This is a genomic window from Paenibacillus sp. MMS18-CY102 (assembly GCF_009789195.1).
Lineage (GTDB): Bacteria > Bacillota > Bacilli > Paenibacillales > Paenibacillaceae > Paenibacillus_T.
The window spans coordinates 67,346-87,979 of sequence record NZ_WSTC01000011.1 but is presented as its reverse complement, the minus strand read 5'-3'; the positions used below and the strand labels follow the sequence as shown (position 1 = coordinate 87,979).

Here is a 20,634-nt window from a genome sequence, read left to right as displayed (position 1 = left end):
TACCCAGGATTCATAAATGCTGCTTTCACCTCGCTTGCCTGTATTATGCACAATGAAAGCGAAGCATAACCCACGAACCCACTGATAAAACAAAACAAGCCTGCAACCAACATTCGTTGGTTACAGGCTTGCTTCAATTCCTATACCAATTTGGCTCTCGCCAAATCAGTCACTTATTTGAATTTGCTCAGTTTATCGCCGAAACGCTCGCCAAGCGTGAAGCTCAGGCTTTGGTTGTTCGCTGCGATTGCTGCGCTATGGTCTTCTTTAGGTGCACGTGCTGGACGCTCAGCGCGTGGAGCTTGCTCAGGCGCTTCTTCCGTTTCCTTGATCGACAAGGATACACGTTTTTGTGCTGGGTTGAAGTCAAGAATTTTAGCTTTAACTTCTTGGCCCTCTTTCAACACTTCATGCGGAGTAGCTACATGGCGGTGTGCAATTTGTGAAATGTGAACGAGACCTTCAACGCCTGGTGCGATTTCGATGAATGCACCGAAATCAACGATGCGGCGAACAGTGCCCGTTACGATATCACCTGTATTAAAGCTATTGATTGCGGAATCCCAAGGGCCTGGTTGTGCAGCTTTCATGCTCAGGCTGATTTTTCCTGCAGCTGGATCAACTTTCAGCACTTTTACACGAACCGATTGGCCTTCGGAAACGGCATCTTTCGGATGTGCAACATGCTGCCACGAGATTTCGGATACGTGAACGAGACCGTCGATGCCGCCGATATCGATGAATGCACCGAATGGCGTCAGGCGTTGTACTGTACCTTCAAGCTCTTGGCCTGCTTCAAGCGAAGCCATGATCTTTTGTTTGTTTGCTTCGAAGTCAGCTTCCAGCACTTCTTTAGCAGACAGGATTACTTTGTTGTTCTCGCGGTCAATTTCTTTCACTTTGACTTTGATCGAACGGCCTTTGTAATCCGAGAAATCTTCAACGAAGTGGCGCTCTACCATCGATGCTGGAATGAAGCCGCGTACGCCAACATCAGCTACGAGACCGCCTTTCACTACATCGGCGATAACAACGTCAAACGCTTCGCTGCTGTCGAATTTCGCTTGGAGTTCATCCCATGCTTTTTCGCCATCGATTGCACGTTTGGAAAGCACGAGCTTTTCTTTCTCGTCGTCAATGCTGACGACTTTAAGTTCAACTTCTTGGCCAACTTGAACTGCCGTAGAAGCGTTGTCGAGTTGTACCGACGACAGCTCGCGCAGCGGAATCACGCCGTCATATTTATATCCAAGGCTAACCGTAGCTTGGTTGTCTTCGATTTTGACGATCGTGCCTTTAACCGTGTCGCCCTTCTTCAAGGACACAAAGTTGTCCAAGGCGTCCTGGCTGATCGTTTCCGCAGCTGTGGTTTCTTCAATCTTCGTTTCTTCTGACATTGAAAATAACCTCCTCAATTCATACCCCAACATTTATTTAAACCTGCCCGCCCCTATTGAAACAGGACGAAACACAGCGTTTAAAACTATTTTTTTCGCAGCGAGCGAATTTCGTTCATGATGCGTTCCGTTACCCGTTCTAGTGCATCCGAAGAAGGTTCTGCAATAATATCAGATAAGTCAACAGGAGGACCATATCGGACAATCATTTTACGGAAAAGTTTATAATTGCCTTCGATGTACACGGGCACGATTGCTGCACCACTACGGAGTGCGATCATCGCAGCTCCCTTCTTGCCTGCTTCGCCGCTGCTCTTGCGAGTCCCTTCAGGGAAAATGCCCATCATTCCGCCATTGCTAAGGAGCTCAATCGAAGCTCGGATAGACTCCTTGCTTACGCCGCCACGCTTAACTGGGAATGCGCCACATTGACGAATCAATCGCCCAAACAATGGAATATCGAACAACTCCGCTTTCGCCATAAAATTCACTTTACGCTGGAGTTTGATTCCGATCGTCGGCGGATCGAGCACGCTAAGATGATTGGATGCTAGAATAACTGGGCCTTCTGTTGGCACATGTTCCCGGCCTACTGCTTGCAACCGGAACAATAGCCCATATAGAAGGCGCAGCAATGCGCGACAAAAGATATATACCATAGTTTACTTCGCCTCCGCCAATTTGGTTCTGCTTAAATTGACGATGTTGTCCGCAACCTGTTCAATCGTCATCGACGTGCTGTCCAATACGATGGCATCCGGCGCGCAAACAAGGGGCGAAATCTCTCGTTCTTGATCTTTACGGTCGCGTTCCGCTATCTCCTGCTCGAGCTGTTCAAGCGTAATGCCATCTCGGCCATCCAGCTCCTTGAAGCGCCGCAAAGCACGTTCTTCAACCGAAGCTGTCAGATATACCTTCAATTCAGCGTCAGGCAGAACATGTGACCCAATGTCACGGCCATCCATTACGACGCCTTTGCCTTGTGCAAGCTGCCGCTGCATCGCCACGAGCCGAATTCGAACCCGCTCTACAGCAGACACCTGCGATACGTTAAGCGTGACCTCGCGTGAACGAATGTCTGTTGTTACATTGCATCCATTCAACAAAACGACCTGTCCCGCAGCTGATGGTTGAAGAGAAATTTCGATACTTTCGGCATGCAGACTTAGCCGCAAGCGATCATCCGGCGATATGCCGTTGCGAAGTGCACTTAACGTCACCGCGCGATACATCGCTCCAGTATCAATGTAGATGTAGCCTAGTGTTTCGGCGACTGAACGGGCAACTGTGCTTTTGCCAGCTCCCGCGGGTCCGTCGATCGCGATGTTGATCCGGTCCCGTCCGCCGTCTTGTTGCGATAACAACTGCGAACCCCCCTACTGAGATCAGCCTCACGATAACAACCGCTGCTCCCGTTTTCCTGTCAAGAAAAAAGCAGGCTCAGCCTGCGAACGTGAAAATTATACCACACTACATTCTTCATTGCAAAGCTCGCTCCCCTTGCCTAAAGGGCATTCCTTCAAGTTTTTCAGCGTTTGTCGCGTGCTGTCGGACAAGGTCGAACCGTAACATTATTTGGGATAATATTGTAATTGCCAGCAAGGCAAGAACAATATTACGCAAGAAACGGCTTACATCATCTGACAATTTCCCGAACGCTGCTTGTTCCGTATGTACAGCATGTTCGACTCCTTTATGGCGCTTATTGCTCGTGAATCGGCTGAACTTAAACAAACGGGACATTCCACGCCCTCCTCCCTGAATTTGGGGATGGACGTAGGATGTCCCGTTGCAAAATTTTTTATGCGCAAGTTATTTATGCCGGAATTCTAATTGCCGCTCGAAACAGTACCGAATGATCTTCTGCCGCTCATAATCTGGCATGTCTACATATTTGGTCATAATATGAGATCGGCCTGTTACTAGCGTATTTGCGCGGACGATCTCTGCCTTAAAGGAAGCATGCTCAATTGTTCCATTCTTGTATGGCAGCAGAAGCCAGCATTGAATCGTGTAACCTTGCTCTAACTGCCATGAGCCTTCACAGATGAACGAAATCCCGCCACCGCCAACATCATCCGTTAGCGTGGTGAATCGGTCACCGTTCGTTGTTAGCACAGCCACCTCGAGCTCAGCCGCAACGCGCAAATAGTGGCGACGCTGCGTCCTCGTTATAGATTGCGGATCGGGCTTCTGAATTCGAATAAGCTTGATTGCTTCTTCCTCGAACCCCGTAACATGCGTGTTAAAATAATGTTTGACCCCATTTTCCGTAATAAACAAGACGGACAGCTCATCGCCTAGCAGCAGCTTCTTGTACTGGCCGGTCGCCTCATGGAGAGGCAATTCAATGAATAGATTGTCTTCACGGTCGTCTGCGATGCGGGATTTGTATTCGAACTTTGGCTCTTCCGCAGTTTCAACCGAGGAAGCAATCTGGATATGTAAGATTTGGCTAATATTTGGCAGCAAACGGCTCCCCTCCCATACGGTGATTATATCACGTCGAATGGTGGGGAGCTATATCGAAACGCGCGGTTTTGTCGAATGTCTCGACATCACCGCAGCGGTATTTTATCGCAATTCCGGTGTCTGCTCGATAGACTCCTCAACACCTGTATCCGCGTTAATATAAATTTTATATTCTTGCTTATTTATTTTCCCTGTAAACTCGTAGCACAGCGCCTCTTCTCCCAAATCGTTCAATATAATCGCCATTTTTTCTGACGATACTTTCATCGATGGGTTGAGTGCAGCTTTTGCTTGAGCCTTGGATATCTTAGCCTTCGGAATGGTCCGCTTGTGGTCTTCATACACAAAATCAGACGCTTGTATGCCGGTAGGCTCCCCGTTATCCAATGCCAGCTTCACTGTAAGCTTCTCTGGATAGATCAGCACACCGTTTTGTGTAGCAACATACGTAAATATCCCTTCATTGCCAAAATCATCGTAGCTGACCGGCACCATCCCTTTATAGCCATGCTTGTTCAAAAATGCTTCTGCGTTTTTCCTTGCCTGCTCAAGCCCCGTCTTCTTGTCCCCAATTTCCCGCGGATTCATGTACCATATAAGCTTTCCGCCTTTTTGCGTGAAATCCAATTGGATGGTACGGTTTTTCTCCTCTTCAACTGTCGCAGAGTAGGAGGCATATTCGGTTCCTTGCCCATTCTCGACAACACGAATATTCGCATCGGTTTTCAGCCCTAAAAATTCCGCCGTTTTCTTCTTAATATCTTCTGGCGTCATCATTTTGCCGCTGAGCATCTTAATTGTCCGCTTCTGGTACATGCTTGCTACAGAAGGGCCCCAATTGATTTCAGGATATTCGCTTACTTTCTTATCAACAGTCTTAAATCCATCAATTATCGTGTTATCACGGGTAGATTTTTCAGAAGCAAGCGCTACTTCCACATCCATCCACCGCAAATTGTTCTGAAGCACCTTTTGTTGCATCGCTTGAAGATTTTTCGAGATTTCGTCAGAACGGTCATAAAGTGTCTTCATCGTCTTAAATTCATCATCGGTCAACGGGTTTTTGGACAAATCGCGAACAGCAGTCTTATATGCGAAATTGGAAATGCGCGAGAGAAACTCTTCTGTCGTGTTAAAGGGAAGCAAGGTAAGCGGCAGCTGATTGACTTCATTTTGCGCTTCGCTCGTCAGCCGCCAAACATTTACTAACCCTTTTCGGTGATAGGCTTGCGACTTAGAATTAACAGCAAGCGTATTGCCGAGCTGGCGGTGTACTTGGTCGACATGGTAGCTTAGATCATGAAATGCCCTTTGGTATTGATTTTCTGCTTTAATCAGGATCGAGTTTTTCTCTTGATGTTCTTGGTAGCCCCAATAGAATGAACCGATACACAGCAACGCGAGGATCGGAAACATCACCGCACTTAGCCTTCTATACATAACAAAAAGCTCCTTTCTGGTCCCAAACCTGACGTTAGTTTGGTTTACCGAAAGAAGCTTTATTCACCGGTTTAGCCTAAATTTGCCGAGCCTACTCAAACGAGCTGCTCTTCAATCTCAAAATCGTCTAAATTGTTGCAAATGCACTGCTTAAACCCGGTATCGATCTTTTCTTTTTCCCGTTTGCCGCGCAGCACGAACTTTTCCCCGCACACGTTACATCGGATTCTCACTTTGACACGCTGACCTAACATGAATCCATTCCCTCCTGGCTCCATCCCATTCCTCGCTGCGATGTGTCTCACCGTCAGCCTTATGGTCACCAGTATAGACGGATCAACTACAATTTAACCTCATCCTCACGGGGCAGCAGCCGAAACGGCGACCGATTGTTCGCGCGCTGCATATTCCGAAGGGCCCATATCCACATAAACGCCATGAAGGGCGGAATGATCCACATCCATACATGTGCGAAAGCAAGCAAAATCCAATCGTAAAGGCCATGAAAGATAATCGGCAAAATGAAGGATAGCAGCAAATAGGGCTTGATGCGCTTCGCTGATGCGAATTTGGCTTTGCCCATATAATAGCCCATCGTAATGCCGAACAATGCATGGCCAGACACTGGAAGCAGCGCCCGGAACATCAGCGTCCCAAAGCCTGAAGGCTGCATTAATGCGTACAACACATTTTCCAGCGTCGCGAATCCGAGCGAGATTGAAGCTGCGTAGACGATGCCATCATAAGGCTCGTCGAATTCGGTATGATTATAAATGATATGGTACAGTACAAACCATTTTACGCTTTCCTCAACGAGTGCCGATAGGCCAAACGCAGTGACGAATTGATGGTCTCCCCACCAGAGCTCAACGCCGCGTTGAACAATCATTATCGGAAATAAAATGAGTACGCCGATAAAAAACATGCGAACAACCATATGAATCGGTTCGGTATCATACTTATCTTTCAAATAAAGGTAGGTGAGAAGAAAAACGCCTGGCGCAATCGCCCCAGTCAAAACCGAAAACAGCATATTGTCCTCTCACCTCTCCCTTTCAAAACTTTAATTATTGTTATACCCAGCCCCGGAACCGAACGGCTTCCGCCATCTTGCGAACGCCTGACATGTAGGCAGCAAGCCGCATGTTAACGCCTCGCGACTGATGTAGCTCATACACTTGGCGAAACCCTTTGCGCATCATCCACTCTAGCTTGGTATCGACTTCTTCTTCAGTCCAGTAATAGCCCTGATTATTTTGTACCCATTCAAAATAAGATACAATCACCCCGCCAGCACTCGCCAGTACATCTGGCACGAGCAAAATGCCACGTTCGGTTACGATACGGGTTGCTTCCAGCGTCGTAGGCCCATTAGCCGCCTCCACGATAACATGAGCCTTAATCTTAGGCGCGTTCACTTCTGTGATCTGATTCTCTATCGCAGCCGGAACCAGTACATCACAATCTAATTCCAGCAGTTCCTCATTTGAGATCGTTTGTTTAAACAAGTTGGTTACTGTGCCGAACGAATCCCGCTTATCCAGCAAGTCGGGGATGTCCAGCCCTTCTTTATTATACAACGCGCCGTTCACATCGGAAATACCGATTACGGCAGCACCGGCATCATGCATAAATTTGGACAGATAGCTGCCTGCATTGCCAAAGCCCTGAACGACAACGCGCGCGCCTTTCAGCTCGATCCCTTTGGTCCGGAGCGCTTCATTAATCATGATGGCCACTCCTCGGGCAGTTGCTGTTTCCCTGCCTCGGGAACCGCCGAGTACAAGCGGCTTGCCCGTAATAAAGCCAGGTGAATCAAATTCCCGAATGCGGCTATATTCGTCCATCATCCATGCCATAATTTGCGAGTTCGTCATCACGTCAGGGGCAGGAATATCCTTGTTCGGCCCAACGATTTGGCTGACCGCACGAACATATCCGCGGCTTAGAAGCTCTAGCTCCCGAAATGACATTTTGCGAGGGTCGCAAATGACACCGCCTTTGCCCCCTCCGTAAGGAAGGTCTGCAATTCCACATTTGAGGCTCATCCAGATCGACAGCGCTTTTACCTCATGCTCATTTACGTCAGGATGGAATCGTACGCCACCTTTAGTCGGGCCAACAGCATCATTATGCTGGGCTCTATAGCCCGTAAATACGCGAGTGGTGCCATCATCCATTCGAACGGGGATCCGTACGGTCAATATTCGCATTGGTTCTTTCAACAATTCAACCATGCTATCGCTGTAGCCAAGCTTTTTAAGCGCTTGTTCGATTACAATTTGTGTCGATAACAATACGTCATGCGTTTCCGTCGTAGACAAAGTGGACGAACCCCCTAAAGGTATGCTGGCTCAGGCCAAATCAGCTCACCGTTCAGTATGGACCTTGTATCCCCCTGCTATCCATCATAAGGCATGACAAGCTTGTTCCGATAGAATAAGAAAAAGCATCCTGCGCTGCTTCATTGCGCAAGATGCTCTCTATACCATTCGTGCTTAAAATGTGAAGTGTTTGCACAGTTCGCGAACGGCGCCTTCATTAATAATCGTTTTGCCGTATTCCTCAAGCACTGCTTCTGTGACAGAAGTCGCCTCACCGAATTCGGCTAGCAATGCAATAAGTGCGTTATGTCGTGTAGAATCAATAAGCGCAGGGTCGAGCGCCATTATATATTTGCCATGATAAGCAAACAATCGGCCATCCTCGGTCAATTCGGATTGCTGTAGCCGACGACAGACCGCGAGCACATCCTCAAAATCTCGGAAAGCGTACATGACAATGTCGCTTTGTTCCAGCGTAACTTCCATTTCATACACGTCCTCGTCCGTATCATCATCGTCATGTACGGAATCATCAGCGTGCACGTTCAGTTTGCCGCGGGTAACAATTACAACCATACCCTGAGCCGGGAGTGCGAACACTTCAACGGCGAGCGGACCGCTGGCTTCGAATCCGAGTTCGGAGTGAGCCTGATCCATCATCTCGCTGAATAGCTCATTCACCTTCGGTATTTCCCGCCACATGTCCTCCTTCTGAATGCCCCGCTCCAGTAGGTCGTCGAACGTCAGAAATATACGAATTTTGTCTTGACTCAGCCGTTCGATTTTCATGACAGGATCCTCCTCTGCAGCATCTGTTATAACAAGGTATGAGAATGCCAATGATGTGTGATACCATCATACCACATACCTATGTTACCATGTCCGCCAAGGGAATGCACTATTGCCACGCAAAAAAGGAACGATCCTTCGCTAAACTCTACCAACGAAGGTTCCGTTCCTTTTCTATCATCCACTCATTGTTCAATCTTGCTTCCACACTCTTGGATTAATGCGCTTTAGACAACGTTTCTAAAGGATGGGCATCGCCGCTATTCGTAGCTGACGCCATAATCGCTTCCGTCTCCCGCTTAAGCTCGGGATCGCTCTCAACGAGCGCGCCTAGCTGCTTCCATGCCTCTGCGGTATTGCCTGCGGAAGCGGCTGATGGCTTTGGGGCAGCATGCGCAGCCTCCTTGCTCCATTTGGCCATCTTGCGTTCCACAACTTTGCTAACCATCTTGTTCTTGGCAGACGACATCATATCTCCAGCTGCATCAACAGCCCATGCTGCTAAGCCAGGGCGTTTGCGGGCTGCATACATGGCTGCTGCCATGCCAAGCAAGCCGCCAACAATAAATCCGCTCATTTTCATAATGCTGCCAGCCTCCTAAAGTCAATCTGGATTCCGTTCTTATTGTGCGCAACGCCAGCAGCGGCATGCTCGTGAAATACAGGAAAACACGCATACAATTCGCTCAACGAAATATGATACAATGAAAGGCATGCTTCCTTATAAAGCATAGCTGCATAGCCAACTTGAGCAATTATCACGCCAGACGGAGGTCCTCACCCCATGAATCGCATGCTAAAAGCAGCAATCCCGTTATCTCTAGCCGTAGCGCTTTCCGCTTGCGGAACAGCAGCCAAGCCCGAAGACAATCAATCTGGCAAATCGCCAGCAGCAACGGAGCAACCAGCAACTAAGCCAGCAACTCCAACTACGTCTGAGCCTGTCACGCCGGCAACACCAGCTGATCCAACAGCACCTGGCAAAAACACTGAAGAACAGGCAAAGCCTGCAGTTGAGCAACCAGCCATTTTATATAAAATGAACAAGGTGTATCGCTTCGTCCCAATCGATAAGCAAAAAACGACGGACAAGGCCGTGCTCCTCACATTCGATGACGGCCCCAAAGATCTAGAGCAGCTCACAAGCATGTTAGACACGCTTGAAAAGCATAAAGCGAAAGCGATTTTCTTCGTGAATGGCTATCGCGTCAAGCAGCATCCAGAGTTGCTAAAGCTCATTCATGAACGTGGCCAAACGATCGGCAACCACTCTTGGGACCATATCGACTTAAAAAAGGAATCGAAGGAAAAAGTTGAGCAACAAGTTGGGGATGTGAGTGCGAAGGTAAAAGAATTAACCGGGGAAGCGCCTAAATTTTTCAGGCCGCCATTTGGTTCAGGCAATGACGCAGTCAAAGCCATCGTCAAAAACGGCGGCATGCTCTATATGACATGGTCAAATGGTTCGCTCGACTGGGACTCCTCTACCAAGGATAAGCCTGATAAAGTCATTGCCAACGTGTTGGAGCAGCTCCATCCTGGCGCTAACATTCTCATGCATGAGCTGCCATGGACGGCAAAAGCGCTCGATGAGCTGTTAACAAAGCTTGAAGGCAAAGGATATGGGTTCATAGATCCTGCAACGATCGATACGGGGCTTAAATCATAAAACAGGGTTACCCCTGTCAGGATGGCGTTACCGTACGCTTCCCGAATAAGAATAACCCTACGATTAATATAATAAATATCAAAAAAAGTGCTTGGTAATACAATCTCGCGGTCTGCTGCTTATTGGACGGATGTTTTTTTCGTCTTGGCGGCAGGCCGCTTTCTATGTCTGTGCCATCATCCAATCGGTCTGTGTCCGGCTGGCCATCTTCCCGGCTGCGAGTGCCTCTGCTTCGCACTTCCTGCCGACCGCTTGCTTCATTCCGCCTGCCAAACTTTTGTATGCGGCTCATGCATCCTCATCCTTCCGAAACCGGATAATGAAGCCCATGATGGCGTCCACTAAGAAATGCGCGATGATTGGCGCCCACAATGTATCCGCCTGAATATAAATCCAGCCGAGCCCGTAGCTGATCGAGAATACAAGCCCTGTCGGAATCCAATGCCTCAAATAACGGACATGTATGGCTGCAAACAAAATGCTAGTCCAATACGGCCCGAAGGAATGTTGGATTGCACCCCGAAACAGCACTTCTTCGCACACCGCCACAATAAAAGATATGACAAGAATGTGCCATATTGGCCGATGTTTAAATAGCCGGTCATTGACGCCGCCGTCATCGGAGGCCTCCTCGGGCACGAATCTGGATATGAGCAGATCAACGACGATTACCGCAACCGCCAATCCTAGCCCATATAGCCAAAAAGATGTGCCTGCAGGCAGATTAAATAAATGAATTGGATTTCTATGCTGAAATAATACCCATACGATACCGATAATAAGGGTAAAAGCCTGCGTGAGATACAAATTGATTAGCAAAAGCTTGTCGCCGATTTGGTCAACCGATACTTTTCGAAACCGAATTTTCTTTAAATCATTTTTATTCATTCCCTACCGCCTGTCCACATTCATTGTATTCCAATTTGAATCCTTTTCGCCTATACTTATACCACATAATTTAATTTCAACATAACTCGAATGATAGTTAATGTATTTATACATATTACAATTATTTTTTCGCAGTTAATCCTATTATACATATAGAAGGGGATTCTTTTATGAGTAAAAAATTATCTAGAACCGAAATGTTAATGACCCTCGGCTTTTTGTTTATGTTAGTATGTGCGGTTGGCTCATTCTTCGTCGGCTACCGTGTTGGCTCCGACCGGACGACCGCTAACTTTGAAACCCAGAAGCAGCTCGCAAGCAAACCAGTGACAACCGGCACATTCCAACAACAAGATCTCGTATCGTTCTATCATACGATATTCATGCCCTATCGCGAATTTCAGAATGAATGGCTGAGCGCAATGGAACGTGCCAATACGAAGCAAACGAGTGATTTGCCTACGGAGTTCAAACGCCTCTCAACATTAGCACAGCAAAAATTTAAGGAAATCTCATCCGTATCAACCCAGCAGGCTACCTTAATAGAGCAATCCCAGCAGCAGTTGCTCAAGAGCCTTGCATCGTTCCAAAGCGTATCGAAAAGGCTGTCTGGCAAAAGCGACAATACTTCGATTTCACAGCTGATGGCAGCGCTAAAGCAAGACCAAGACTTTAAAGCTGGCGTTTCCAAATCCCTGCAAGGGCAACAGTCCTATTACGAGGCGATGCTCAAATGGAGCGCAACGATTGATGCAGACATTCCTAGCGCCATCAAGATGCCAAGCTCGCTAACGATTACGGAGTGGAAAAAAATGCCGCTAGTCGTCAAAAATAAACTAAGCGCAGATCTGGTCGCTTCCGCAGGCAAAGTCGTAAGCTACTACCCGCAGGACTTGACGAGCCGTATTGATGAATTTATCGGAACAGGGCAAGCTAACAAGCTCAATATGCGCCTCGTTGGCCCAATCGCGGAACTGCTGGCGGACACCAAAGCGGTTCGCAGCGGCGATTTCCAAAACAGCATGGGAAGGCTTTACACGAACCAGCTTCTCCCTCAATTGCCATTCTTCTTGCGCGAGGCAGAATAATTTAATCGTACTGAAAACCTTGAATGACGGCTATTTCGGCAATGCCTCCTGCAACATTGAGGTGCGCCGAGTAGCCGTTTTCTTGCATATAATTGCATACTGCGACACTTCTAACGCCATGTGCGCATAAGATGTACAAGGCCTCTTCTTTCGATAACGTGCTGAGCAAACTCTGAAATTGGCTCATTGGGACATGGCGTGATCCTTCGAGATGATAATACTCCCATTCTTGCGCTTCACGAACGTCAATAATCTGCTCGGGCTTCACACGCCCTTCTTCTAACAAGCTAGCCAGTTCATCGGCACTAATGTCTTCCCATCGTTTCACTCGGCTTCCCCCCTTTAGCAATGACTGAATCATAACGAAAAATTCACAGGTCGGCAAGTTTCGGCATTGCATTCCTACAGCCGTTTGCTATAAAATAGTAGACGTTATGACTATATGCAAAATACCCGTCAATCGGACAAATTTCGTCCCGCTGCTGCACCACGGTAACGGGACGATGTTTTTTACAAGCCGCTGCGGGCGTTTATCCTGATGTCGAATGACTCCTTTTGGAGTTTTTCCTACATATTCACTTCTTTTAGTTCAGCACTTCGTTTTTACGATTAGACAGGAGGCAATTAGCACATGTTTAAAGTGTTAGTATCGGACCCGATTAGTGATCTTGGCATTCAGCAGCTCGTGGATGCTGCAGACGTTAGCGTCGACAAGAAGCCTGGATTAAGCGAGGACGAGCTCGTAGCCATCATTGGCGAATATGACGCTCTTCTCGTTCGCAGCCAGACGCGCGTTACAGCTCGCATCATGGATGCAGGCAAGCAATTGAAAGTCGTTGGCCGTGCAGGTGTAGGCGTTGACAACATCGACCTCGAAGCAGCAACGCAACGTGGCATTATCGTTATCAATGCGCCAGACGGAAACACGATTACGACTTGCGAGCATACGTTTGCAATGATGATGGCTGTTGCTCGCCACATTCCGCAGGCTTACCTGAAAACAGTTGGCGGCGACTGGGACCGCAAATCGTTCCTTGGCGTAGAGCTGCGCAACAAAACGCTTGGCGTTATGGGCATGGGCCGTATCGGCAGCGAAGTGGCAAAACGTGCAAAAGCTTTCGGCATGAACATTCTCGGCTACGATCCGTTCCTGACGGAAGAGCGCGCTTCAGAAATGGGCATTAAGCTGGCATCCGTTGACGACATCGTACGCAATGCTGACTTCATGACGGTTCACACACCGCTCACGCCAGAAACGCGCCACATGATTTCGAGCAAACAATTTGAAGTCATGAAAAAAGGCATGCGCATCGTAAACTGTGCACGCGGCGGCATCATCGACGAGCAAGCGCTTGTTGAAGCGGTTGACCAAGGCATCGTTGCAGGCGCAGCATTCGACGTATTCGAAGTAGAGCCTCCAGCTGCTGACCATCCGTTCCTGACGCATCCGAAAATCATCGTAACGCCACACCTTGGCGCATCGACGGTCGAAGCACAAGAGAACGTTGCAATTGACGTATCGGAGCAAGTTCTTCACATTTTGCGTGACGAGCCGTTCATCAATGCGGTGAACATGCCTCCAATCCCAGCCAACGTGCGCAAAATCCTTCAGCCTTACTTCACGCTTGGCGAGAAGCTCGGCAACTTCGTTTCCCAAATGACGGATGGCGCAGTAAAAGAGATCGTCGTTAGCTATTCCGGCGACCTCGCTGAGGTAGATACGCAGCCGTTGACGCGCTACATTACTCGCGGTGTACTCGCCCATCACCTTGGTGCAGATCAAGTTAACGTCGTTAACTCGATGCACTTGGCTAAAGAGCGCAGCGTAAACATCGTCGTTAATAAAACGCATGTCGCTAAAGACTTCACGAACCTGGTTACTGTAACGCTTCGCACTTCGAAAGAAGAGCGTACGGTTGCAGGCACGCTGTTGACAGGCTACGGCCCTCGTATCGTCCAAATCGACAGCTATCCAGTTGACGTCGCTCCAGAAGGCAACCTGATCCTCATCTCGCATAACGACAAGCCAGGCATCATCGGCCGTGTTGGCACGCTGCTCGGAAGCAATGACGTCAACATCGCAGCAATGCAAGTAGGCCGTAAGCTCGTTGGCGGCGCAGCGATCATGGTTCTGACTGTAGATAAAGGCGCGTCGAAATCGGTTATCGAAGAGGTAGCTAAGCTTTCTGACCTGAACAGCGCGAAAGAAATCCACCTCGTATAAGGCAATCGCCCCGAGGCTACAGAACCCCGCAGAATGGACATCCATCCGATGCCCACGTTCTGCGGGGTTCTTTTTAATAACAATAGTGCAGCTCTCGAATGAAACAGCCTCGCTTCGACCAGATTCCCCATTCATGACGAAAGCTGCCGATGTGTTCGAAGGTAGCCTTCGCAGCGCTAACAGTCACGCCTTTGACGCATAACTAACATCTAATGTTCCACGTTGAACAAGATTAGTCCCTTTTTTCCAACAAAAAAAGCGCTCCTGAATAGGAGCGCTATGACACCTGACGATGGGAATCGACAGGCAGCAACAACGTAAACGTTGTTCCTTTGCCAAGGAAGCTATCCACATGGATATGGCCCTCATGGCTTTCCACGATGTTTTTAACGATTGCTAGCCCAAGCCCCGTCCCGCCCGATGAACCGCGTTTGCGCGATTTATCAGCTTTGTAGAAGCGTTCGAAGATGTACGGCAGATCCTCTGCTGGGATGCCCTCGCCCTCATCCTTAATGTGCAATTCCACGTAGGCCGGCTCGCTTCGTTCTGGCTCTGCAGCCCTCACTTGGCCAGATACGGTAATCGCGGCGCCAGATGGCGTATGGCGCAATGCATTATCCAGCAGATTGGTCAACACCTGCTCCAGCCTGTCCTCGTCAGCGCTTTCCATAAACAATGGCTGCTCAGGCAGCTCACAAATTAAGCGGATGTCCCGTTCCTTCGCGAACGTCTGAAACTTGCGGTGTACACGCCTGACTAGGCTATCAATGTCACATGGCATTAGCTTTAGCTCCGTATGCCCTGCTTCCATTCTAGCAAGATCGAGCAGATCCTTCACAAGGCGTCCCATTCGAACCGACTCGTCATGTATCACTTGTACAAGTTCATCCCGTTCCTCTGGCGAATCAGCGAACCCGTCGAGAATCGCTTCGCTATAGCCTTGCAGCATCGATAAAGGCGTACGAATCTCATGCGATACGTTGGCAACAAAATCACGGCGCAGCTTCTCTAACTTAAACTCCTCCGTCACGTCTCGCATAACCGCAACCGCTCCACGAACGGACTCATCCGACTTAAGCGGTGCCATGACAACGGACCATACACCATTGCGGACGTTGATTTTGCTGCTGCTATCAATGCCATCAAAGATGACGCGGCTATACAAGTCCCTTAGCGGCCCCGGTACGCCCGTAAGCTGCGATTCTTCATCTTCCCAGTCCAATCGATTCCACTTCTCCATCAGCTTCTCGCCAGGAGGATTCGACATCGTAATCTTGCCTTCTGCATCGAATGTAACGACCGCATCAGACATGCTCCGCAAAATGCTGGAGAGGTGATCCTTCTCATGATTCAAATCTTTAATCAACGAATCAAGGTCCCCAGCCATTCGGTTAAACGCATGGGCAAGGTCGCCAATCTCATCCAACGAACGAATCGGCACACGGGTACGATAGTTCCCCATTGAAATGGAAGCAGCCGCCTTTTTCATTTCGATCAGCGGCTGCGTAATTTTGGACGATAGGAAGAAGGCGAAAAACGTCGATAATAGAAACCCGATAATGCCCGTAACGACGAACAATACTTTTACCTGATGTGAGGTTGTATTATCCCGGAAATTGACATCGATATATTGCAGCAGGAACATGCCCAAAATGAGCAAAACAACCGCTACAAGCACGATAATCGTCATCCAAAGCTTGCCAACCACGCTTCGCCATAGCTTCATGGATTACTTGGTCACCTCAAGCTTGTACCCGACTCCCCAAACCGTCGTAATCATGGAAGCTGCTTCAGGCGACACCTTGTTCAGCTTCTCGCGAAGCCGCTTCACGTGGGTATCTACTGTCCGCAGATCGCCGAAAAACTCATAATTCCATACATCCTTCAGCAGTTCCTCACGGGAAAACACTTTATCCGGCGATACGGCCAAATAATGCAGCAGCTCATATTCCTTCGGCGTGAGGCTAACCTCTTGGCCGCCAGCGGATACACGATGCGCGTCATGCTCGATCACAAGATGCGGAAGCACAATATTGTTGCTCGAATTCGCTTCCTTCGTCAGGAATGCAGTAGCGGATGAGCGGCGCAAAATCGCTTTGACACGGTAAATGACTTCGCGCGGGCTGAATGGCTTCACGACATAATCGTCAGCTCCAGCCTCGAACCCTTGCACGCGATTCATTTCCTCTCCCTTTGCCGTCAGCATAATGACAGGCGTAGCTTTCACTTGGCGAAGCCTCGAACAGACCTCAACGCCATCAATGCCAGGGAGCATGACGTCCAGCATAATTAAATCATAATCTTTGCCGGCAGCCATGCGGAGAGCGCTCTCGCCATCCTCTGCTTCTTCGATCTCATAGCCTTCTTTTTCGAGGTACATTTTCAACAATCGGCGAATTCGTTCTTCGTCGTCTACGACCAATATGCGATGCGCTGGTTCCGTCATGAAACATACCCCTTTGTATTCAAAATAAAAGTATTTTCGTTATACGCCTGCGTACGAGTGAAGTCCCGCAATAATCAAGTTAACGCCGATCAGCGTAAACCAGACGATGACGAACCCGATAACGGCAAGCCACGCTGAACGGAGGCCCTGCCAGCCGCGAGATAGGCGGAAATGCAAGTATACACTGTAATATAACCAGGTAATTAACGCCCATACTTCCTTCGGATCCCATCCCCAGAAGCGGCCCCAAGCTTCTTGTGCCCATATCATGGCGAAGATTAGCGCGCCTAGCGTGAATACGGGGAAGCCAATTGCAATAGCGCGGTAGCTGATTTCATCCAAATCGTTAGGATTCACGCCTTCCATATGTGGAGAGATTACAGCACCGAGCGGCTTGCGGAAAATGAAGCGAAGCAGCCCGTAAAGCACCGAGCCTGCAATAATCGACCAAATGACCGTGTTCAGCTTACGCCCTGCGTTAATGCCGTTCATCCATGATGGCGTTTCGAACAGTGGCTTTTCGAGCCCTAAGAACGATTCCATCCTCACAACTTCACTATTATAAGGCTTGAAGATCGGCGGAAGCCCGTACTCGACCGTTTCTACCGTCGTTGTCGCTTCCCCTGCTGTATCGACAATCACATTTTCTTGCGTGAAGCTTGCCTGATAGCCAGCACCGCGGAACGCGAATACGATGGCGATAAATCCAACTACGACAACGATAACGTACAGCGTAAATTCGATCCACCGTTGCTCTTTGCGCGCTTTGGCATCTTTACGCTTGTAATCGACCACACGTAGCAGATACATCAAGCCTGCAGCAAAACCAACTGCGAAGAAAGCTTCGCCAAGCGCTGCTGTCGTTACGTGGATTTTGAGCCAATACGAGTTTAGGGAAGGAATTAGCGGCTGCACGTCCTTCGGAAATACCGAAGCGTAAGCGACGATAATGACCGTGAGCGGCGTTGCAAACATCCCTAAAATCGGCTTGCGGTAAATCGCGTAAATGATCGTGAAAGCAATCATAATGGCCATCGATAAGAAGGACATAAATTCGTACATGTTGCTCGTCGGAATTTGTCCGCTTCCATACCAACGGGTGAAGAAGTAGCCAAGCTGGGCAACTAGGCCAGCCGATGACACGGTGAAGGCGATCCGCCCCCATTTTTTTGTATGTGTCTTTGATTCCCGGTTACTCCACTTGCTGCCCGCAATCGCAATCACATAGAACATGAAAGCGAAGCAGTATAATGCGAATGCTACCAAATAGGCGTTGCCACTAAAGTCTACCCAATTCACGAATTATAACCTCCGTTGTCCAGCGCGTCCCGCTCGACAGATATGCCCATTCGCTGAAGCGCCCATTCAACATCGGACCGCATCCCAAAATGGTTTTTGTTCGTATGCGCACCAAGCGACAGGATGCCGCCATCGATACGCAGCCAGATCCTCCGGTGATGCCAATAAGCGCCCATTAACAAACCAAGCATACAGATGCCAAGCCCGATCCATACGTAGGTAAGCGCCGTATCCACTCGGATGAGCAAGTAGCTCGTATACGAACTGAACGATACATTTTCCATGCCTTCAACACGAACTTCCAGCTTCGAGGACAGATCATGGTTGATCTGGTCTTGGCTGAAGCGTTCCTTGTCTTTCTGCAATGGGAAGTACATATAAGGCTCGCCTGATTCGTTTAGCCCAGGGCCTTTGATCATGAAAATAAACGCAGGCGATTTGGGGTCACGGGAGAGCGTAACCGGCTGCCCATCGGCATCGAGTGCAAACTCCATATAGTTAGCTTTCAGATACAACGTATATGGGCCTACTTCAATTGTCGTTTTCGGATTTTTCATTGGCAGATCAAACGGCCCGTACGTCTTGCCTGTAGCCTTGTCTTCGATGATCGGCTTCACGCCTTGGAGCAGGGGCACATCGTCATATCCGATTTGGAAAATCGTTAATCCCTTGTGTGACATCGGATGGTTGACGATAATATCTTGCGCCTTTACTTGTTCAAGCTTGGGCTCAATGCCCGGCAGATCGCATGCGCTTACACACTTATATAGCACTGCCTGCGTTTTATACAGCTTCGGCCTTACTTGATCTTTCAAACGATCAGGAAGCTCGTTCTTCTGGTAGAATTCAATCGTAAACTTCTCGTTCTTGACGTAATACTCCGTATCTGGAATTTGAACCGTTTCGCCATCCCTTACGGCAATCGTTTGCTCCATTTTCCAATCGGGAATCGTGCGGGCCAATAGAGCGAGCAGCAGCACGATAAGGCCAATATGGTTAATGTAAGGGCCCCAACGGCTGAACCGGTTTTTCTCTGCAAGCAGCGCGCTGCCATCTGTATGTACGCGATAACGCCTTTTTTTCAAATGCTTCTCAAGCGTTGCCACCCATTCCTGGGTATCGCCTTCGATTGGTCCGCTGTACACCGTTTTCTGCCGGTTAATGAATTGGTGATGCTTGCGAATTTGCTGCTTGTTCAATGCTCGGTACAATGGCAATACGCGGTCCAAGCTGCAAATGACAAGCGAAGTGCCGATCATGACGAGCAGGCCTACAAACCACCAGGAATCGTACATCGTAGACAAGCCGAGCTTATCGTACAGTTCTCCGCTTTTTCCGTAGTTTTCCAAGTAGTATTCGGATGATTTCTCTTGTGGATAAATCGTCCCGACTGCCGCCCCGATTAACGTGATGAGAATGAGATAGATCGCAATCTTGACTGAGGAGAAAAAGCTCCATACTTTGTCAAGCAAGCTCTGATTGCTTTTCTGCGAACGCCGCGCAATCCCGTCATAACGCATTTCGAGTGGCTCGTTAGATTCCTCCGATTCCATTAGCGGCTTTCCGCACGATTCGCATAAAAGCGTTTCGGGCGGGTTCTGGTGGCCGCATTCGCACTTCGTATTCTGAAACAAAGGGTGAAGCCTCCTTATGAAAGTTCCGATGCTACGACTTCAATAACCGCTCGATTCGATCATCGATTTGCTTCTCTGTCATCCCGCCAACAAAGATGTCCATGATCGTCCCGTCAGGCTTCACAAAAAATGTCGTAGGGTACTGCTCTAAACCGTACTTTCGTTCGATCACTCGATTCGCATCACGCAGTATCGGGTAAGATAAGTTACGTTCACTAACAAACGATTGGACAGTCAAGTCATTCTCGCTTAAGTTAACCGCCAAAATGTTTAGTGATCGATCGCCCCACTTCTCATACTGCCGTTGAAACTCCGGCATTTCCTTCACGCATGGCGGGCAGAATGATCCCCAGAAATTAACGACGACCGCTTTTCCTTTGTAATCCGCTAGTTGATGGGATTCGCCTTTCAAGTCAAGCAGCGTAAAGTTAGGTGCTTGTCCGCCAATTTCCGGCTTACTGTCGCCAGACGCAAACAACGCCTTGCCGATCGCATATCCGCCGAGCAGCAAGACGCCTAGCATAATCACGATCTGTACCGGTTTCCGATACTTTCCCAAGCCTATCACCTCTAGTTTATCGCGTAACCGTATTCTTCCTCATTATAACGAAAATTCGACGGCATTGAGAAATGCCGTCGACGATTATTTATGAATTTTATGTGACCTTCTGCCGCTTGATGCCGATGTACGTCCAGTTGGACGCTCGGAACTCCACTCCGGCGGCCGATCGCCGCCACGGCCCCCTGTTGCCCGCCCATTGCTGCGGCCTGTCGAACGCTCACCGTTACGTCCAGCTGGACGTTCTGAGCCTCGGCCCGTTGTGCGATCAGCATCGCGGCCAGCACCTGCTGAGCGTTCACTGCCACGGCCTGCTGGACGCTCAGTGCTTCGTCCCACTGGACGCTCTGCCGAGCGTTCGCGCGTACTAGGCTTGCCAGTTGCTGCCCCTTTACCCACTGGTCG

21 protein-coding genes are annotated in these 20,634 nt (G+C 48.9%); 3 read left to right on the top strand and 18 right to left on the bottom strand.

Annotated elements, in window-relative coordinates; all coding sequences use genetic code 11:
* Window positions 1-173 precede the first annotated feature (173 nt).
* From rpsA to GON22_RS10040, 10 genes are all read right to left on the bottom strand, one after another.
* Window positions 174-1,397 (bottom strand): 30S ribosomal protein S1, encoded by a 1,224-nt coding sequence (gene rpsA / locus GON22_RS10080; protein ID WP_160395965.1) that lies wholly within the window; start codon window positions 1,395-1,397, stop codon window positions 174-176.
* A gap of 86 nt (window positions 1,398-1,483) precedes the next feature.
* Complete coding sequence (locus GON22_RS10075) at window positions 1,484-2,056, bottom strand: lysophospholipid acyltransferase family protein (RefSeq protein WP_160395964.1); 573 nt, start codon at window positions 2,054-2,056, stop codon at window positions 1,484-1,486.
* Between the two features lie 3 nt (window positions 2,057-2,059).
* Window positions 2,060-2,761 (bottom strand): (d)CMP kinase, encoded by a 702-nt coding sequence (gene cmk, locus GON22_RS10070; protein WP_160395963.1) that lies wholly within the window; start codon window positions 2,759-2,761, stop codon window positions 2,060-2,062.
* Between the two features lie 448 nt (window positions 2,762-3,209).
* Complete coding sequence (locus GON22_RS10065; RefSeq protein ID WP_160395962.1) at window positions 3,210-3,869, bottom strand: flagellar brake protein; 660 nt, start codon at window positions 3,867-3,869, stop codon at window positions 3,210-3,212.
* A gap of 102 nt (window positions 3,870-3,971) precedes the next feature.
* Window positions 3,972-5,309, bottom strand: coding sequence for a germination protein YpeB (gene ypeB, locus GON22_RS10060; RefSeq protein WP_160395961.1), 1,338 nt, complete (start codon window positions 5,307-5,309; stop codon window positions 3,972-3,974).
* 95 nt (window positions 5,310-5,404) lie between these two features.
* The gene (locus GON22_RS25705; RefSeq protein WP_006039291.1) at window positions 5,405-5,563 is read right to left on the bottom strand and encodes a hypothetical protein; all 159 of its coding nucleotides are present in this window, start codon (window positions 5,561-5,563) and stop codon (window positions 5,405-5,407) included.
* Window positions 5,564-5,649: 86 nt separating this feature from the next.
* Window positions 5,650-6,342 (bottom strand): glutamic-type intramembrane protease PrsW, encoded by a 693-nt coding sequence (gene prsW, locus GON22_RS10055; protein WP_160395960.1) that lies wholly within the window; start codon window positions 6,340-6,342, stop codon window positions 5,650-5,652.
* Window positions 6,343-6,382: 40 nt separating this feature from the next.
* Window positions 6,383-7,633: a Glu/Leu/Phe/Val family dehydrogenase gene (locus GON22_RS10050; RefSeq protein WP_160395959.1), complete on the bottom strand. Its 1,251-nt coding sequence runs from the start codon at window positions 7,631-7,633 to the stop codon at window positions 6,383-6,385.
* Between the two features lie 174 nt (window positions 7,634-7,807).
* Window positions 7,808-8,422 carry a genetic competence negative regulator gene (locus GON22_RS10045; protein WP_160395958.1) on the bottom strand — a complete coding sequence of 205 codons (615 nt, stop codon included), beginning with the start codon at window positions 8,420-8,422 and terminating at the stop codon, window positions 7,808-7,810.
* 217 nt (window positions 8,423-8,639) lie between these two features.
* The gene (locus GON22_RS10040) at window positions 8,640-9,005 is read right to left on the bottom strand and encodes a hypothetical protein (protein ID WP_160395957.1); all 366 of its coding nucleotides are present in this window, start codon (window positions 9,003-9,005) and stop codon (window positions 8,640-8,642) included.
* 201 nt (window positions 9,006-9,206) lie between these two features.
* On the opposite strand from GON22_RS10040, the gene GON22_RS10035 reads away from it, so the two are divergent.
* Window positions 9,207-10,091: a polysaccharide deacetylase family protein gene (locus tag GON22_RS10035; RefSeq protein ID WP_160395956.1), complete on the top strand. Its 885-nt coding sequence runs from the start codon at window positions 9,207-9,209 to the stop codon at window positions 10,089-10,091.
* Between the two features lie 16 nt (window positions 10,092-10,107).
* On the opposite strand, the gene GON22_RS10030 is transcribed toward GON22_RS10035, so the two are convergent.
* Complete coding sequence (locus GON22_RS10030) at window positions 10,108-10,383, bottom strand: hypothetical protein (RefSeq protein WP_160395955.1); 276 nt, start codon at window positions 10,381-10,383, stop codon at window positions 10,108-10,110.
* Window positions 10,380-10,979 carry a CPBP family intramembrane glutamic endopeptidase gene (locus GON22_RS10025; RefSeq protein WP_160395954.1) on the bottom strand — a complete coding sequence of 200 codons (600 nt, stop codon included), beginning with the start codon at window positions 10,977-10,979 and terminating at the stop codon, window positions 10,380-10,382. Before GON22_RS10025 ends, GON22_RS10030 begins: the two co-directional genes overlap by 4 nt.
* A 170-nt stretch (window positions 10,980-11,149) precedes the next feature.
* Between GON22_RS10025 and GON22_RS10020 the strand changes: the two genes are divergently transcribed.
* On the top strand, window positions 11,150-12,067 hold the full coding sequence (locus tag GON22_RS10020; RefSeq protein WP_160395953.1) for a hypothetical protein: 918 nt from the start codon (window positions 11,150-11,152) through the stop codon (window positions 12,065-12,067).
* A gap of 1 nt (window position 12,068) precedes the next feature.
* Here the strand turns inward: GON22_RS10020 and GON22_RS10015 are convergent, their stop codons facing one another.
* Window positions 12,069-12,395, bottom strand: coding sequence for a rhodanese-like domain-containing protein (locus GON22_RS10015; RefSeq protein ID WP_160395952.1), 327 nt, complete (start codon window positions 12,393-12,395; stop codon window positions 12,069-12,071).
* 303 nt (window positions 12,396-12,698) lie between these two features.
* Here GON22_RS10015 and serA point away from each other — a divergent pair, with 303 nt between their 5' ends.
* Window positions 12,699-14,291: a phosphoglycerate dehydrogenase gene (gene serA / locus GON22_RS10010; protein ID WP_160395951.1), complete on the top strand. Its 1,593-nt coding sequence runs from the start codon at window positions 12,699-12,701 to the stop codon at window positions 14,289-14,291.
* 277 nt (window positions 14,292-14,568) lie between these two features.
* On the opposite strand, the gene GON22_RS10005 is transcribed toward serA, so the two are convergent.
* Genes GON22_RS10005 through GON22_RS09985 form a run of 5 tightly spaced genes read right to left on the bottom strand, consistent with a single transcriptional unit; the run spans window position 14,569 to window position 20,238 of the window.
* A complete protein-coding gene (locus GON22_RS10005) occupies window positions 14,569-16,017 on the bottom strand; it encodes a HAMP domain-containing sensor histidine kinase (protein ID WP_160395950.1) in 1,449 nt (482 codons plus the stop codon).
* A 3-nt stretch (window positions 16,018-16,020) separates the two neighbouring features.
* Entirely contained in the window at window positions 16,021-16,737 is a 717-nt protein-coding gene (locus GON22_RS10000) for a response regulator transcription factor (RefSeq protein ID WP_160395949.1), read from the bottom strand.
* Between the two features lie 39 nt (window positions 16,738-16,776).
* Complete coding sequence (gene ccsA / locus GON22_RS09995; RefSeq protein ID WP_160395948.1) at window positions 16,777-18,036, bottom strand: cytochrome c biogenesis protein CcsA; 1,260 nt, start codon at window positions 18,034-18,036, stop codon at window positions 16,777-16,779.
* Window positions 18,033-19,670 (bottom strand): cytochrome c biogenesis protein ResB, encoded by a 1,638-nt coding sequence (resB, locus tag GON22_RS09990; protein ID WP_160395947.1) that lies wholly within the window; start codon window positions 19,668-19,670, stop codon window positions 18,033-18,035. Before resB ends, ccsA begins: the two co-directional genes overlap by 4 nt.
* A 31-nt stretch (window positions 19,671-19,701) precedes the next feature.
* Complete coding sequence (locus GON22_RS09985; protein WP_336604285.1) at window positions 19,702-20,238, bottom strand: redoxin domain-containing protein; 537 nt, start codon at window positions 20,236-20,238, stop codon at window positions 19,702-19,704.
* Between the last annotated feature and the right edge of the window lie 396 nt (window positions 20,239-20,634).

Bases quoted from the DNA above. Each gene is read 5' to 3' on its own strand.
- GON22_RS10035 (WP_160395956.1), top strand. From the start codon at position 9,207: ATGAATCGCATGCTAAAAGCAGCAATCCCGTTATCTCTAGCCGTAGCG.
- GON22_RS10040 (WP_160395957.1), bottom strand. From the start codon at position 9,005: ATGAAAATGAGCGGATTTATTGTTGGCGGCTTGCTTGGCATGGCAGCA.
- GON22_RS10030 (WP_160395955.1), bottom strand. From the start codon at position 10,383: ATGAGCCGCATACAAAAGTTTGGCAGGCGGAATGAAGCAAGCGGTCGG.
- ypeB (WP_160395961.1), bottom strand. From the start codon at position 5,309: ATGTATAGAAGGCTAAGTGCGGTGATGTTTCCGATCCTCGCGTTGCTG.
- serA (WP_160395951.1), top strand. From the start codon at position 12,699: ATGTTTAAAGTGTTAGTATCGGACCCGATTAGTGATCTTGGCATTCAG.
- GON22_RS10075 (WP_160395964.1), bottom strand. From the start codon at position 2,056: ATGGTATATATCTTTTGTCGCGCATTGCTGCGCCTTCTATATGGGCTA.
- GON22_RS10025 (WP_160395954.1), bottom strand. From the start codon at position 10,979: ATGAATAAAAATGATTTAAAGAAAATTCGGTTTCGAAAAGTATCGGTT.
- GON22_RS10045 (WP_160395958.1), bottom strand. From the start codon at position 8,422: ATGAAAATCGAACGGCTGAGTCAAGACAAAATTCGTATATTTCTGACG.
- rpsA (WP_160395965.1), bottom strand. From the start codon at position 1,397: ATGTCAGAAGAAACGAAGATTGAAGAAACCACAGCTGCGGAAACGATC.
- GON22_RS10020 (WP_160395953.1), top strand. From the start codon at position 11,150: ATGAGTAAAAAATTATCTAGAACCGAAATGTTAATGACCCTCGGCTTT.
- GON22_RS10000 (WP_160395949.1), bottom strand. From the start codon at position 16,737: ATGACGGAACCAGCGCATCGCATATTGGTCGTAGACGACGAAGAACGA.
- GON22_RS10005 (WP_160395950.1), bottom strand. From the start codon at position 16,017: ATGAAGCTATGGCGAAGCGTGGTTGGCAAGCTTTGGATGACGATTATC.
- GON22_RS25705 (WP_006039291.1), bottom strand. From the start codon at position 5,563: ATGTTAGGTCAGCGTGTCAAAGTGAGAATCCGATGTAACGTGTGCGGG.
- prsW (WP_160395960.1), bottom strand. From the start codon at position 6,342: ATGCTGTTTTCGGTTTTGACTGGGGCGATTGCGCCAGGCGTTTTTCTT.